Below are 14,528 nucleotides of genomic sequence, written 5' to 3'. Positions count from 1 at the left end.
TTCTTATGATACTTGCTGTTCTACCTTCACTCGTTTAATGAAGAAGGCAATAATCAAACCAATGATCGTCATGATCACTGCAAAGATAAATGCATGCTGGACGCCATTTGTAAAGGCGAGCAGCTGATTCATCGGATTTGCGGGATCAGACACATTTTCCATAAAGCTGCGGGTTCCTGATGAAAGGATCGAGATACCGATCGCAGTACCAATGGCTCCTGCCACCTGCTGCAATGTATTCATAATCGCTGTACCATGCGGATATAGCTCTGGCGGCAGCTGATTCAATCCATTTGTTTGAGCAGGCATCATGATCATCGCGATTCCGATCATTAAGGTAATATGAAGGGTTACAATGAATCCAATCGACGTATTCACACTTAGATTCGTAAAGCCAAACATCGTCGCTGCGACAATGACAAGACCTGGAATGACAAGCCATTTTGGACCAAACTTATCAAATAGACCACCCATGATTGGGGATAGCAGTCCGTTGATAATTCCACCTGGCAATAGCATTATACCTGCTGTAAATGTAGAAAGCGCCAAGGACGTTTGCAGATACAATGGCAAAATCATCATAGCAGACAGCATCACCATCATACATACTAAAATCAGAAGTAACCCAATGACAAACATCGGATATTTAAACGGGCTTAAGTTCAGCATTGGTTCTTTCATGTTCAACTGTCTTAAGGAGAATACAAGAATCCCTATGACACCAACTACAATCGCAACGATGACATGCATACTGCTCCAGCCGCCGCCTTCACCGGCACTGCTAAAGCCATATACAATTCCGCCGAAACCAATGGTTGAAAGCACAATTGATAAGATGTCGATTTTCGGTCTTGTTGGTTCTGTAATATTTTGCATAAAAATAAAACCAAATACGAGTGCAGCAATTAATAAAGGAAGTGAAATCCAGAAAATCCAATGCCACGTCAACGATTTCAGAATAAGACCTGAGACGGTTGGACCGACAGCTGGTGCAAACATGATCACAAGACCAATAATCCCCATCGATCTGCCTCGTTTATGAGGCGGGATGATGACCAAAATCGTATTAAACATCAATGGCAGAAGCAATGCTGTGCCGACTGCCTGCACGACACGTGCTACCATTAATATACTAAAGACCGGCGCAACCGCCGCAATAAATGTTCCGATGATCGAAAAGACGAGCGACGTAATGAAAAGCTGTCTTGTCGTAAACCATTGAAGAATGAGTCCTGAAATCGGTACAAGAATACCAAGTGTTAATAAATATCCTGTTGTCAGCCACTGAGCAGTCGTCGCTTCAATTCCAAAGTCTAACGTTAAATTTCTCAGCGCCATGTTTAATGCCGTTTCACTGAATAGGCCAATAAATCCAGCTGTGATAAAAGAAATAATAATGGGCAGCGTTCGAATTTCAGAAGCTGCTGCTTGCTGTTTGTTCATATGAAGTTGGCTCCTTTTCTTTTTGAGTTTAGATGAATCTTAGGAAGTCAGGGTGGTCAGAAATGAGCCACTTTAATGTCTATTGAAAGACGGATAAAATCTGTTTTTCTGCAGCAAATTGAGCTATTCTTTCGATTGAATAGCCAGATTCATGTATATAAAACATGAGTTCAGGCATCATTGGAGATGCCATACATAACGTTGTCAATTCTATATCCTGTATGTTCGCTTCTCCCTTTTCTCTCGCTTCCTCAAGCAAATCACGAATGATTTGTCTAAGCGATTGACTGTAATGACTCTCATACACTTTACTTGTCTGCTCTAAATTCCCAGAAATTGTGAGCATCCGAATCCAGTCAAGATGATGACCGACGATCAGATGAATTTCTTCGAGAACATAACGCAAACGTTCACGAACCGGCTGATCACTTATTTTGCTCAAGTAAAGATGCAAAGCTGGGATCAGCTGTTCAAATCTCTCTCCAAGGATAGAAAGGCACAAGTCACTTTTATTGGCATAGCGGCGGTATAAAGTACCCTGCCCAACACCAGCTGTTTTCGCAATTTTATGCATGCTGACATTTTCTACACCAAATTCTTGAAACAAGGAGAATGCGATCTCTTCAATTTCCTCCCCAATATCCTTTTCCACCATGCTCACCTTCTTTACCTTCATTCACATGACACTTATCTCTATGTGTTAAATCAAAACACTTTAGGTTTTTATTAGGACAATTGTCCCGATATTATCTTACGGACAACTGTCCGCAATGTCAATCATTATTTTTTACTTATGATCCTTCTTTCAATTCTATTAAATAATGCACACTGTTTATCATTATTTAGACCGATTTTCCCTTTTGAAAGAATGATGTATGATCAATAAAGAAAGCGCTTCCATAAAAGGAGAGGAGAATGCGAATATGTACCGTATGAAACGAATGTTGATGCTGCTTGTCACTGGATTAGTCTTGAGTTTGTCCACATTTACAGCGGGTGCCTCGGCACAAACAGGTGGATCGTTTTATGAACCTTTTAACAACTATAATACGGGATTATGGCAAAAAGCCGATGGATACTCGAATGGAAACATGTTTAACTGTACGTGGCGTGCAAATAACGTGTCGATGACATCATCAGGTGAAATGCGTTTATCGCTCACAAGTCCCGCCTATAACAAGTTTGACTGCGGAGAAAACCGCTCCGTTCAAACGTACGGCTATGGGCTATATGAAGTCAACATGAAGCCAGCCAAAAATGTGGGGATCGTCTCTTCTTTCTTCACTTATACGGGACCGACTGATGGCACGCCTTGGGATGAGATTGACATTGAATTTCTAGGAAAAGATACGACAAAGGTACAGTTTAACTACTATACGAATGGTGTCGGAAATCATGAGAAGATCGTCAACCTTGATTTCGATGCAGCGAACTCTTATCACACGTATGCATTTGACTGGCAGCCAAACTCTATCAAATGGTATGTCGATGGACAATTAAAGCATACCGCCACCACACAAATTCCCCAAACACCAGGGAAAATTATGATGAACCTGTGGAATGGTGCAGGTGTCGATGAATGGCTTGGCTCCTACAACGGGGTTACACCACTCCACGCACATTATAACTGGGTGCGTTACACCAAAAGATAACTCTATTAAAAAACCTGTGATTTTTTCACAGGTTTTTCTTCGTTTAATTAGAATGAGTTTTCAGCTGATGAGCGAGTTTTTTCTCATGATTGTGGATAATATCTTCATAACTTTCTATTTTGAAATCCAATCGTTTAATGGTCTCTTCGATTTCCTTTTGTTTTTGGACGAGTCTTTCTCGTTCATTGACCAAAATGTTTTTTCGCGAAGATAGTGTATGATCATCGTCCTCAAAAAATAAGGCTGTATATTCCCTAAGCGCATCAATCGAGAGCCCTGCATTTCTCATACACTTGATCAATTCAATCCATTGAAGATCATCCTCTGTATAATCACGAATTCCATGAGCGTCACGTTTGATTTCCTTAATCAAACCAATATTTTCGTAGTATCTAAGTGTCGCAGTGGATAAATCGAGCTGTTTTGCTGCTTGTGCTATTTTCATTGCGTCCTCCTTCTTTCTCTAACCTTCCGATCTCCTTTCCTCATCATCTCCATTTTGAAAAAGAAAGCAAGATGCTTTTGGCTCAATTCTTGATTCAAGCATGTTGTAAAAGCCTGAATTCGTTATCACAGAAGGTTTTCTGTTGACTTATAGTTCACTTTAAGAAGTACAGTATAGAAGAAAAGAATCGAATCTTATTTTTGAAAGGATGATCAAGAATGTGTCAGACGCACCAATCAAATGTTTTAAGTGTTTCACACGCAAAAGCGAATTTTGAACGGACGACCATTGAACGAAGAGCACTTCGTCCACATGATATTTTAATTGATATTCAATTTAGCGGGATCTGTCATTCAGATATCCACAGTGCTTTTGATGAATGGGGCGGCAGTATTTTCCCGATGGTTCCAGGTCATGAGATTACTGGGGTCGTTGCAGCTGTAGGGGATGATGTGACGAAATTTCAGATCGGAGACCGTGTAGGCGTTGGCTGCTTTGTGGATTCGTGCGGCACCTGTGAATATTGTCAAAATGGAGACGAACAGTATTGCACAAAAGGAGTCGTCCAAACGTATAACAGCCGTGACTATAACGGGGAACCGACTTATGGCGGCTACAGTCAAAAAATTGTCGTGACTGAACGATTTGTCGTCAGCATTCCTGATCAACTGCCCCTTGATGCCGCAAGTCCCCTTCTCTGTGCTGGCATTACAACTTATTCACCATTAAAGCACTGGAAGGCAGGTCCTGGCAAAAAAGTTGCTATCGTCGGAATGGGCGGACTCGGTCATGTTGCCATTCAATTCGCGAGTGCTCTGGGCGCTGAAGTGACGGTATTGAGCCGCTCTTTGAATAAAAAAGAAGAAGCTCTGTCATTTGGCGCAAAAGACTATTTTGCTACAAGTGATCCTGATACGTTTCAGACACTAGCCGGTCAGTACGACCTCATTCTTAATACGGTCTCTGCCAACATTAACGTGGATGCCTATTTGTCCTTACTCCGTGTAGATGGAACCTTGGTGAACGTCGGTGCACCGCCTAAGCCGGATCAATTCCACGTCTTTTCATTAATTTCCGGCCGCCGCAGCATAGCTGGTTCACTCGTTGGCGGCATCCAAGAAACACAAGAAATGCTCGATTTCGCAGCTGCTCACAACATCACACCACAAATTGAAGTCATCAACGCTAATCAAGTTGATCAAGCATATGAACGGGTGCTGAAAAGTGATGTGCGTTACCGGTTTGTGATTGATATTTCGACGTTATGATTGATATTCTTTGAAAGGCTAGCCTGATGGGCTGGTCTTTTTATGTTTGGAAGATGGCAATATAAAGAGAAAGACGTGATCATGTGGATACTGCTTATAGGCTTGACTATTAAAAAGCTGCTATATGATTGCAGTAACGCACTTATGAAATATTTGAACCCTTGATGATGCAATGATACCGCTACATCACATTGTGAACATGAAGATTGTCAACAAAGAGACAGAACAGGTGCCCGAGAAGGCGGTATGACGAGATGGTCTCGACAGAGGATCGGGACCTAGAGAAAGTAAAACAAATCGTCATCCGTCAATTGCATGTCTCGGCACAAGAATTTCAGTAGCCGCCGCTTTTCATGGTATGCAGAAAAAGGGCGAGCTTATAAATCAGCTCACCCTTTTTTCATCTTAGAAATTATTGTTCTTCGAAATCACTGTTTAAGGTCACTTCTTTCCATGCCTCAATACTCTCATTCATATTGTTTAGTTTATGTTTGGCAGTTTGGTAAGCAGCTTTTCCTAACAATAAGCGGAGCGGCGGATTTTCTGATTCAACGATGGTCACTAAAGCTTCGGCTGCTTTTTCTGGATTTCCAGGTTCTTGACCACTTTGACTAGCCATACCTTGGAGCATTTGACCAACGATAGAATCTCTTAGTTCCGGAATCTCTGTATTCGTTTTGACAGATGAGCGACCAGCCCAGTCCGTTCTGAAACCACTCGGTTCAATGATTGATACCTTGATATTGAAAGGCTCGACTTCTTGCGCTAGGCTTTCTGATAGTCCTTCGACAGCATATTTCGTGGCATGATAGTATCCAAGAGTCGGGAATGATACCAATCCACCAATCGAAGAGAAGTTAATAATATGACCATTTTTTTGCTTACGCATATGAGGCAGCACTTCGTTCGTGACACTCATCAAACCCCAGAAGTTGATTTCGAACATTTTACGCGTTTCTTCCTCCACGCTTTCCTCGACGGAAGCAAAGTATCCGATCCCTGCATTATTCACCAACACATCAATTCGACCGAATGCATCGATTGTTTTTTCAACAGCATCTTTAATTTGAGCCTTGTTGGTCACATCTAGCGTGATGGCAATTGCTTGCTCTTCTTTGCCAGCCACTAAATCCTTTACTTGATCCACATTCCGAGCAGTTACCGCTACTTTATAGCCAGACTCAATCGCTTTTTTAGCAATTTGACGGCCAAATCCCGTCGAACATCCTGTAATCAACCATACTTTCTCCGACATATGCCCCACTCCTTAAAGTTCATTTTCTTGAATCATTTACACTTATAGCATATCTGTTCAAGTTAACTTTAAGTCAAGGATTATACCAGTGGTTTTTTATTTTTTATCTTAACATTGTTTTCTTGGTACATTAAGATATCATATAAAGCAACTTTCCGAATGATTTTTTCTAAATTCAATTGAGAACTAATAATTTTTCGCTCCACTTCTTTTTTATGTTGCAATAAAAGATCTCTTCTCTCATTTAATGTACTATCCCCTAATAGAACTAAGTCAGTGTACTGTTTTATATTTTCTATGGACATACCTGTATCTTTCAATGCAAGAATTAGTTCGATCCACTCTAGTATTCTCTCGTCATAAACACGTCGTCCGAGCTCGTTTCTCGTGACTCCTGGCAATATACCGATCTGTTCATAATAACGAAGTGTCGAAGTAGATAGCCCCGTAATTTTTGCGATTTCAGTTATAGAATACATTTTATCACCTCACATGTTATATTAAAGTTAACTTTAACTGAAACCATGATGTGTTTCAATATGTGTCAGTGTTAAACCAAAAGAAAGGAACTTTTCAATCTGGAACTTCTCCTTTAACTTCTTTCCATCATTTTATAAGTATATCACCGTAATGAATGCTTCCCTAAAATGAATATAAATAATTTATGGAAATTCCGCATATTGTCAATCCAGTATGTTATACTATAAACTAACCTTTGAAGCATGAAATTTTTACGAATATCTTGTACCATCTCCCTACTTGTACGCTGAGTAGGGTTTTTTCATGCAAAAAAAACAGGCTCTCCGAGAGAACCTGTTTTAAAGGAATGAAGATTAAGCAATTTTTTGAACGTTAGCAGCTTGAGCTCCACGAGAACCTTGCTCTACGTCAAATGATACTTTTTGACCTTCGTCTAAAGATTTGAATCCGTCGCCTTGGATAGCTGAGAAATGTACGAATACATCGTCGCCTTCTTCACGTTCGATAAATCCAAAACCTTTTTCTGCGTTAAACCATTTTACTGTACCTTGTTCCATGATTGTTGCCTCCTCGTGCGTTTACCACACAATGTATTATACTATCCTTGCCCAAAGTACCCTCAAGACGAAAAGTCAATCTTCATACTATCCTTTACGCCGAACAAAAATAATTACTTTTCATTATAGCATGAATCGGTAATAATTGCAATTTCTTGATTAGAAAGAAGAATCTCTTCTTTGCAGCGATTTTTCTTGTGCATAAAATCAATTTTTTCAGCACCTAAAGAGAATCTTTATTTAAAATAGACTTAACAAATTCTGTTTTTCCCTCTGCATATTTGTGTTTGTCATTTTTATTTACACTTGATAAGTTAAGTTTAAGCTGTTGGTACTCACTTCTTGCTAGTTCGTTACTTCTCAGGTAATCCCTAAAATTTATTTGTTCGAGTAGATATCTATTGCCCGCTTGATACATATGGATTTGATGTGTACGTGGTTCTCCTTTGCTGAAATAGTGTCTTTCAGGCAGCACATTGGTCCCTCTATAAGAATAACCAATCCCTTGCAAAGCTGTTACGCACTGTTCTCCGTCAAGAAAATGATTGATTTCGATCGCAATATCAATAATGGGTTTCGCACTCAAACCATTTACTGCTGTACTTCCAATATGGTGTATATTCACTATGTACTGACCGATAACTTCTATTATTCGTTTCTTTTCACTTTCAAATTCTTTGACCCATTCAGCAGACCAAGGAACTAAAAAAACTTCCCCTCTTGGTAATCCAAGCATGTACTCAACCCCACTTTATGATTTTGTTGTTTATTTGGTTATTTTAATACAACTAACCAGAGAACAATCTCAAACAAAAAGTCCACTTACTTAAGATGCTCTTTCATATTCTAAAGAATTGATCAGGTATCTGCTACAATAAATTAACAACGTACAGTTTGAACCACATACTCTAAAATATAAAATTCCGAGAGGAGAAATCAAATGAATCCTTTGTTGTTAGATCTTCCTTTACAGTTAGAAACAGAAAGACTCATTCTTCGAGCACCACACCAAACAGGAGACGGGAAAATTGTAAACCAAGCAATAAAGGATTCCTTTTCTGAATTAAAAGCATGGTTACCATTTGCTCAAGAACTGCCTACTGTGGAAGAAACAGAGATCAATTTAAGAAATGCTCATATCAATTTTTTAAAAAGAGAAAGTTTTCGTTTTCTTATTTTTGATAAAAACAGCAATCACTTCATCGGGGTAACTAGTCTTCAGAGGATTGACTGGACCATTCCTAAATGTGAGATCGGGTACTGGGTAAATACAACATTTAGTGGGAATGGTTTTATAACAGAAGCAGTGAGGAAGTTAGCGGACTTTGGGTTAAACAATATCAAATTTAGAAGAATAGAAATTAGGTGTGAATCAACAAATCTCAAAAGTCGGGCTATCCCAGAAAAACTTGGCTTTGTTTTTGAAGGCACTTTAAGAAATGATGATTTATCCGCAGATGGCAGCCAGCTGACTGACACTTGTTTTTATTCCATCATAAAGTAACCTTATGAACATTAGCAATTAAAATAGTAGGTGCATTAGTGTAACAAGAAAAAACATAGCATATTAATTATATATACTATGCTATGTTTTTTAATTTTGGTCATGATAAGTGGGGCTACTCCTCTAACTTTGTTTTTATTGCCTTTGCTTCTTCATAATCTGATGTTTTCTTTGATAAACCCTGACAGAAAGTTTTCAGCAGCGGGCTCCCAACACAAGACCATAATGTAACTGCAATCAGCTTCGACCTATCACGAAGTGCTTTTTGTTTGTCTTTTTTATCCGAGCCAATTTCTTTTATGGAGCAATTCGATTCACTCTCCATTCATAGATTTCTAAGCACTTTTCTCCTGATTAGCTTTCATGTTTCTTGTCATTTTTAAAACTTTCACTGGTTTACTATCATTTCAAAGACCTCAACACTCTGTTCATGAAAGGACTCGCTTTCTTCAAAACTGTTTTATTATTAGCTATATAACGATAATGTTTATTTTTAACATGATCTGAACTGTATTGACAGCTCTTATTAGCAGGGATTATTACACTTGGTTATTTAAACCACAATCGTTATACAACCAGTTTATAGCATCATTAAGGTCATTGGCTATATAGTCTATTTTAATACCACTTAATTTATCAAAGTGTTCACTAAGTGAATATTCACCAGCCCCAGTTCTAACCAAAATTTTAATACTTCCTACTTTATCAGCTGCAACAATATCACTCCAACGGTCACCGATTACGACGCAATTTTCGAGAGTTAAATTGTGTTTTTGTTGAGCTTCTATTAACATTCCTATGCCGGGTTTCCTACAAGAGCATCCGTCATTATGACCGTGTGGACATATATATACTTCATCAAAACCAAAACCTTTTAATTCCTCTTTAAAATCTTCTAATTTAGCTAATCCACTTGATATACCAGGTTGATTTGTAAAAGAGAAAATTTTTACATTATCTTTTTTTAGTTTATTAATTTGAATTGCTGTATAAGGAAAGAGTTCGAATTCTCCGGGATAATGAATGTTTCATCACCACCAATTGTTCCATCTCTATCTAAAAAAATTGCTTCTATCTGTTTCATGTTATTTCCCCCATTTTTAAAACACTAATATACAAATTTTATTCCAGCAACTGCTCCCGCGTTAAGATATTCATTATTCAACTAGACAATTTTGATGACATCTGTTTATCATAGTTCACATATATTATTAAATATTCATTCGACCATCTAGCAAATATCTTGTCTTGTAAGATGTGTAACGATATTCAGCAAACTCTTGTGACAACATAGAGCACGATAGATATAAGAAAGAAATTGCTGTCAACAAAGCCTCAACTGTCACGAAAATTAAATATTTTTGTCAAGAAGATGAGAATTTAAAAGTAATCAGATTACACGATTTAAGACATTCACATGTCGCACTACTCATTGATCAAGGAGAGGAATATCACACAATCAAAGAACGATTAGGGCATGCATCTATAAGAACAACAATAGATGTATATGGACACTTATTTCCAAACAAACAAAAATCCATGGCTGATAAATTAGATGACATTATTTAAAAATATCAAATTCAAACAAAATATGCCCACTTAGATAAAGTAAGTGGGCACGTTTTGGGCATTTACGTGAAATACTATAAATAAATAAAAATACCAAAGGTCTATAAACCCTTGGTATCATTGATGCGGCCGAGAGGACTTGAACCTCCACGGGTTATTCACCCACTAGGCCCTCAACCTAGCGCGTCTGCCATTCCGCCACGACCGCGTGTATGATGTGCTCATATATTCATAAGTGCACTGTTTGAAAAAACAATGCGGGTGAAGGGACTTGAACCCCCACGTCATAAAGACACTAGATCCTAAGTCTAGCGCGTCTGCCAATTCCGCCACACCCGCATGACAATGGTGAGCCATGAAGGACTCGAACCTTCGACCCTCTGATTAAAAGTCAGATGCTCTACCAACTGAGCTAATGGCTCATCTGCTATGCAGAAAAACATATATAAAAAATGGCTGGGCTAGCTGGATTCGAACCAACGCATGACGGAGTCAAAGTCCGTTGCCTTACCGCTTGGCTATAGCCCAACGAATCAAAAAACAAAACATGACCCGTACGGGATTCGAACCCGTGTTACCGCCGTGAAAGGGCGGTGTCTTAACCGCTTGACCAACGGGCCATACAATAATGGCGGAGAAGGAGGGATTTGAACCCTCGCGCCGCTTACACGACCTACACCCTTAGCAGGGGCGCCTCTTCAGCCACTTGAGTACTTCTCCATTATGGCTCCGCAGGTAGGATTCGAACCTACGACCGATCGGTTAACAGCCGATAGCTCTACCACTGAGCTACTGCGGAATAATAAGACATGTTTCATTATATCTATGCCAGAAAAATGTGTCAAGAATTTTTAAGTGTTTCATTCCTGTCTCATTAGCGACGGCTTTTATAATTTAACATATACTAATATAACAGTCAAGCCTTTCTTCCTTCCTTTTTGTTTTCTGTTTAGACATGACAGAAAGACCCCGACCTCTAATTGAAAGACCAAGGCCTCCTTACTGCTGCGCTCCCTATGAGTTCATGACAGCTTATACTTTCGCATCCACTTGTAAAAGGTGCTTCTAGGCACCCCTGCTGACCTCGCAGCTTCTGACACATGACCTTTCGTTTTGTGCAGTGCTTCTATCACCGTTTGCTTTTGAATGCGTTCCCTTAGCGTGAGTTCTTTTGGGTTCTCGGTATACTCTGGTAGATGGAGCTTCTGCTTTTTCTGATCCATCGTCTCTAATACTGCCGCATATTGCGATTCACCAATCCATCCTCCTTTAGGAAACAGTACCCTTATATGTTCAAACAGATTAAAAAGCTCTCGTATGTTTCCTGGCCAATGGTACGCTTCCAGCTTACGAAAAAAAGATTCAGGAAATGCCGCATTCCATTGGTGCTTCTTTTGATAATAACGATATAAATCAACAATGTCTTCTTTTCTTTCTCTAAGCGGCGGGATGTTGATTGGATAGACATGAAGACGGTAATACAAATCTTCACGTATTTTTCCTTCTTTCAGCAGTTCGTTCATATTCCGGTGTGTCGCTGTAATGATTCTAATATCCAAAGGGATTTCGTGTGTCCCGCCGAGCGGTACGACTTTCCTTTCTTCAATGACCCTAAGAAGTGCCACTTGCATCGCATAAGGGATTTCGCCTATTTCGTCTAAAAAGAGTGTTCCTTTATGCGCCTGTTCAAATTTCCCCTTTGCTCCATAACGTTTGGCCCCTGTAAAAGCCCCTTCAGCATAACCAAATAGTTCGCTTTCTAACAGGCTTTCGGGTATGGCTCCACAATTAACGGCAATAAACGGTCCTTTATGTCTTTCACTAGCTAAGTGAATCGCTCGAGCGGCCAGTTCTTTCCCTGTACCTGTTTCTCCCCAAATATAGACATTTGCATCTGTTTGTGCCGCTCGTTTCAATTCGCTGAGCGTTTGCTGAAATGCCGTACTTGTTCCAGATTCCCCGGGAAATTGAGCAAAAGAAACGGTTATATTGCTCTTCGCTGCTTCTTCAAGAGAAAAAGACATCCCAAGCAGCTTTCCGTCTTGTTCTGACTGAATGATCCGCTTGTCCCGTGTAACAAATGTATCAGCCATGAGCAGCTCAACATCCATTCCGTACCAGTCTGAAAATCGGTCTCTTATCGGTTTGCTTGCCGAAACAATCTGCTTTTTCTCATTACAGACAACATAAGGCTCGTCCGCTTCTACTTGCTGGAGACAATGACTGATCAGCTCCATCTCTTTCCTTTTTTGCTGGACCTGAATTTCTCTCTCTATGGCATATGCAACTGTTGAAGCCATCCCAAGCATAAAAGGATGCCTTTGATCCGCCATACAGGAGATATCAATGACTCCTATGATCGTGCCGTCTGTATCACGAATAGGGGCCGCTGAACAACTCCAATGGTGGGAAGCGACTGAAAAATGCTCCGTTCCGTTGATCGCTACTGCCTCCCCAATGACCAGTGCCGTTCCAATAGCGTTCGTCCCCACATCAGCTTCGGTCCAGCGCGCCCCCTCCATAAAATTTATTTTTTTCGCTTCTACCAGGGTCCTTTGGCTTCCTGTCAGACTTAGCACATAACCATCTGCATCAATGAGTAAAGCCATCATGTCAGATTCTTTTAATTGCTGACTGATTTTATTTAAGTAAGGAAGAGCGGCATTTAGAAATAGTGAGTACTTCTTTTTTTGAACACTGAATAATTCCTTTTCTAACAACGACTGTCCTTTATCTAAATACGGGTTCACATTTGCCTGTTTACATCTGTGCCATGACTCCATCACTCTCTTATCCAGGCGAGACCTATCAAGCAAACCTTCATGAACAAAACGTTTCCAAGTATTTAAATAACAAGGCGTCGGATTCATTCCATCCTCTCCTCTGGGGGCTTTTTATCCATTATAGATAATTATAAAAGCGCTTTCAATTATTGGCTGACCCAGGAAGTCATTCGGATAGAAAGTTTCTCTATCAGCAGTGCACCGCTCGTCCATTTGTTTGCAGCAAGGCTTCGTGTATCGCCTCAGAGAGTGTCGGATGTGCCGCAATAAACTGCTCTAATGTATCAGCTGTCAGCTCTGTATGCATCATCACCGCCGCTTGTCCAATCAGTTCTGTTGCATTCGGCCCGATAATGGATACACCTAAAATTTCTTGATATTGCGGTTCGACAATGACCTTTACTTGACCAGCTGGCTGATTTAAAATTAATGCTTTTCCATTTGCAGAAAATGCGAATTTCCCTATCCGAATCTCCCCATATTGTTTTCTAGCATTCTCTTCATTTAAACCGACACTAGCGATTTCTGGAGACGTGTAGATGCACCTTGGAATCACTTGTTCATTGACCTTTACATCTTCACCTGATGCATGTGATGCCGCAATCGTTCCTTCATGAAAAGCAGCATGAGCAAGCTGAACGCCGCCTGTCACATCACCGCACGCATAGATATGCGGGAGATTGGTTTGCATATGCTCATTCACGCAGATGCCGTTCCTGTCAAATTCAATGCCGATCTGCTCAAGATTCAGCTCTCCCAGCCTCGGCTTTCTGCCAATGGCGACTAAACAATGATCAGACTGGATGTCACAGCGCTCCCCATGATCCTTCTCAATGACCACTTTTTTTGAAATTGCATCAAGCTGTTTGACTACGGTTGATGTCAAAATCTCCACACCTGCTTTTTGAAGCTGATCGTGAAGACATTTAGCCGTATCGTGATCTTCTTCAGGTAAAATGTGTGCTGCCTGTTCCACCATGACAACCTTTGATCCCATTCGGCTAAAGATGCTTGCAAACTCACAGCCGATCACCCCTCCACCAATGATACAAAGCGAATCTGGTATTGAAGGGAGCGTCATCGCATCCTTACTATCAATGATCCACTCTCTGTCAAATGGGGCGAAAGGTAAAGCAGCAGGTTCTGATCCTGAAGCAATAATGATTTGTTTTGCCTGGATGATTTCAGATTTCCCTTCACTTTCTATCAATAGCTCATGTGCTGAAAGAAATGATGCCTTCCCATTTAACACGCTGATTTTGTTTTTATTCATCAAATAACGAACGCCATCAGTCAGCTGCTTGACGACTGACCGCTTCCGCCTTTGAACGGCATCCCAATGAATGACAGGTTCCTTCCCTGGAAGCTCAATTCCAAAATGTCCAGCTGATTTCACATGCTCGTACATATCAGCGCTTTGCAAAAGTGCTTTCGTTGGAATACAGCCTTCATTCAGGCAAGTACCTCCTAACAGGCCTTGGTCGATTAGTACAACCTCTCTGTCAAAACGGGCGGCTGTTATTGCCGCCACATATCCTGCTGGCCCGCCTCCTATAATGACAAGCGTCATTC

Annotated in this window: 12 protein-coding genes, 7 tRNA genes and 3 pseudogenes; 4 read left to right on the top strand and 18 right to left on the bottom strand. The window is 40.3% G+C overall.

Annotated elements, in window-relative coordinates; genetic code table 11:
• Positions 1-3: 3 nt before the first annotated feature.
• Positions 4-1,443, bottom strand: a complete 1,440-nt coding sequence (locus M1D81_RS02785) for a DHA2 family efflux MFS transporter permease subunit (RefSeq protein WP_456265692.1) — start codon at positions 1,441-1,443, stop codon at positions 4-6.
• Positions 1,444-1,522: 79 nt separating this feature from the next.
• Complete coding sequence (locus tag M1D81_RS02780) at positions 1,523-2,098, bottom strand: TetR/AcrR family transcriptional regulator (protein ID WP_456265693.1); 576 nt, start codon at positions 2,096-2,098, stop codon at positions 1,523-1,525.
• 268 nt (positions 2,099-2,366) lie between these two features.
• Here M1D81_RS02780 and bglS point away from each other — a divergent pair, with 268 nt between their 5' ends.
• Positions 2,367-3,095, top strand: a complete 729-nt coding sequence (gene bglS, locus M1D81_RS02775; protein ID WP_456265694.1) for a beta-glucanase — start codon at positions 2,367-2,369, stop codon at positions 3,093-3,095.
• Between the two features lie 43 nt (positions 3,096-3,138).
• Here the strand turns inward: bglS and M1D81_RS02770 are convergent, their stop codons facing one another.
• Positions 3,139-3,540 (bottom strand): MerR family transcriptional regulator, encoded by a 402-nt coding sequence (locus M1D81_RS02770; RefSeq protein ID WP_456265695.1) that lies wholly within the window; start codon positions 3,538-3,540, stop codon positions 3,139-3,141.
• Between the two features lie 218 nt (positions 3,541-3,758).
• Here M1D81_RS02770 and M1D81_RS02765 point away from each other — a divergent pair, with 218 nt between their 5' ends.
• Positions 3,759-4,808, top strand: coding sequence for an NAD(P)-dependent alcohol dehydrogenase (locus M1D81_RS02765; RefSeq protein WP_456265696.1), 1,050 nt, complete (start codon positions 3,759-3,761; stop codon positions 4,806-4,808).
• 412 nt (positions 4,809-5,220) lie between these two features.
• Here M1D81_RS02765 and M1D81_RS02760 read toward each other — a convergent pair whose 3' ends face one another.
• From M1D81_RS02760 to M1D81_RS02745, 4 genes are all read right to left on the bottom strand, one after another.
• Positions 5,221-6,063 (bottom strand): oxidoreductase, encoded by an 843-nt coding sequence (locus M1D81_RS02760; RefSeq protein WP_456265697.1) that lies wholly within the window; start codon positions 6,061-6,063, stop codon positions 5,221-5,223.
• An 80-nt stretch (positions 6,064-6,143) separates the two neighbouring features.
• Complete coding sequence (locus M1D81_RS02755) at positions 6,144-6,542, bottom strand: MerR family transcriptional regulator (RefSeq protein ID WP_456265698.1); 399 nt, start codon at positions 6,540-6,542, stop codon at positions 6,144-6,146.
• Positions 6,543-6,896: 354 nt separating this feature from the next.
• A complete protein-coding gene (gene cspC / locus M1D81_RS02750) occupies positions 6,897-7,100 on the bottom strand; it encodes a cold shock protein CspC (RefSeq protein ID WP_008346765.1) in 204 nt (67 codons plus the stop codon).
• A 223-nt stretch (positions 7,101-7,323) separates the two neighbouring features.
• Positions 7,324-7,836: a GrpB family protein gene (locus M1D81_RS02745; protein ID WP_456265699.1), complete on the bottom strand. Its 513-nt coding sequence runs from the start codon at positions 7,834-7,836 to the stop codon at positions 7,324-7,326.
• A 204-nt stretch (positions 7,837-8,040) separates the two neighbouring features.
• Between M1D81_RS02745 and M1D81_RS02740 the strand changes: the two genes are divergently transcribed.
• On the top strand, positions 8,041-8,604 hold the full coding sequence (locus M1D81_RS02740; protein ID WP_456265700.1) for a GNAT family N-acetyltransferase: 564 nt from the start codon (positions 8,041-8,043) through the stop codon (positions 8,602-8,604).
• Between the two features lie 199 nt (positions 8,605-8,803).
• Here M1D81_RS02740 and M1D81_RS02735 read toward each other — a convergent pair.
• Positions 8,804-8,887, bottom strand: a pseudogene (locus M1D81_RS02735) (hypothetical protein); the annotation flags it as partial.
• 256 nt (positions 8,888-9,143) lie between these two features.
• Positions 9,144-9,688: pseudogene (locus M1D81_RS02730) on the bottom strand (HAD-IIIA family hydrolase).
• A 260-nt stretch (positions 9,689-9,948) separates the two neighbouring features.
• On the opposite strand from M1D81_RS02730, the pseudogene M1D81_RS02725 reads away from it, so the two are divergent.
• Positions 9,949-10,173 (top strand): annotated as a pseudogene (locus tag M1D81_RS02725) (tyrosine-type recombinase/integrase); the annotation flags it as partial.
• 124 nt (positions 10,174-10,297) lie between these two features.
• Here the strand turns inward: M1D81_RS02725 and M1D81_RS02720 are convergent.
• From M1D81_RS02720 to lpdA, 9 genes are all read right to left on the bottom strand, one after another.
• Positions 10,298-10,381, bottom strand: a tRNA-Leu gene (locus tag M1D81_RS02720).
• A 48-nt stretch (positions 10,382-10,429) separates the two neighbouring features.
• Positions 10,430-10,512: transfer RNA gene (locus M1D81_RS02715), tRNA-Leu, on the bottom strand.
• A gap of 7 nt (positions 10,513-10,519) precedes the next feature.
• Positions 10,520-10,595, bottom strand: a tRNA-Lys gene (locus M1D81_RS02710).
• A gap of 31 nt (positions 10,596-10,626) precedes the next feature.
• Positions 10,627-10,701: transfer RNA gene (locus tag M1D81_RS02705), tRNA-Gln, on the bottom strand.
• 20 nt (positions 10,702-10,721) lie between these two features.
• Positions 10,722-10,793 (bottom strand) — tRNA-Glu (locus tag M1D81_RS02700).
• A gap of 9 nt (positions 10,794-10,802) precedes the next feature.
• Positions 10,803-10,893: transfer RNA gene (locus M1D81_RS02695), tRNA-Ser, on the bottom strand.
• A 4-nt stretch (positions 10,894-10,897) separates the two neighbouring features.
• A tRNA-Asn gene (locus M1D81_RS02690) sits at positions 10,898-10,972 on the bottom strand.
• 223 nt (positions 10,973-11,195) lie between these two features.
• Positions 11,196-13,043, bottom strand: coding sequence for a sigma-54-dependent Fis family transcriptional regulator (locus tag M1D81_RS02685; protein WP_456265701.1), 1,848 nt, complete (start codon positions 13,041-13,043; stop codon positions 11,196-11,198).
• 103 nt (positions 13,044-13,146) lie between these two features.
• Positions 13,147-14,526, bottom strand: coding sequence for a dihydrolipoyl dehydrogenase (lpdA, locus tag M1D81_RS02680; protein WP_456265702.1), 1,380 nt, complete (start codon positions 14,524-14,526; stop codon positions 13,147-13,149).
• Positions 14,527-14,528 lie beyond the last annotated feature (2 nt).

It is taken from the genome of Bacillus sp. JZ105 (genome assembly GCF_053903125.1).
Note: the sequence above shows the minus strand (reverse complement) of the source record. Positions and strands in the feature narration are given on the sequence as shown.

Bases quoted from the DNA above. Each gene is read 5' to 3' on its own strand.
- M1D81_RS02785 (WP_456265692.1), bottom strand. From the start codon at position 1,443: ATGAACAAACAGCAAGCAGCAGCTTCTGAAATTCGAACGCTGCCCATT.
- M1D81_RS02780 (WP_456265693.1), bottom strand. From the start codon at position 2,098: ATGGTGGAAAAGGATATTGGGGAGGAAATTGAAGAGATCGCATTCTCC.
- bglS (WP_456265694.1), top strand. From the start codon at position 2,367: ATGTACCGTATGAAACGAATGTTGATGCTGCTTGTCACTGGATTAGTC.
- M1D81_RS02770 (WP_456265695.1), bottom strand. From the start codon at position 3,540: ATGAAAATAGCACAAGCAGCAAAACAGCTCGATTTATCCACTGCGACA.
- M1D81_RS02765 (WP_456265696.1), top strand. From the start codon at position 3,759: ATGTGTCAGACGCACCAATCAAATGTTTTAAGTGTTTCACACGCAAAA.
- M1D81_RS02760 (WP_456265697.1), bottom strand. From the start codon at position 6,063: ATGTCGGAGAAAGTATGGTTGATTACAGGATGTTCGACGGGATTTGGC.
- M1D81_RS02755 (WP_456265698.1), bottom strand. From the start codon at position 6,542: ATGTATTCTATAACTGAAATCGCAAAAATTACGGGGCTATCTACTTCG.
- cspC (WP_008346765.1), bottom strand. From the start codon at position 7,100: ATGGAACAAGGTACAGTAAAATGGTTTAACGCAGAAAAAGGTTTTGGA.
- M1D81_RS02745 (WP_456265699.1), bottom strand. From the start codon at position 7,836: ATGCTTGGATTACCAAGAGGGGAAGTTTTTTTAGTTCCTTGGTCTGCT.
- M1D81_RS02740 (WP_456265700.1), top strand. From the start codon at position 8,041: ATGAATCCTTTGTTGTTAGATCTTCCTTTACAGTTAGAAACAGAAAGA.
- M1D81_RS02685 (WP_456265701.1), bottom strand. From the start codon at position 13,043: ATGAATCCGACGCCTTGTTATTTAAATACTTGGAAACGTTTTGTTCAT.
- lpdA (WP_456265702.1), bottom strand. From the start codon at position 14,526: ATGACGCTTGTCATTATAGGAGGCGGGCCAGCAGGATATGTGGCGGCA.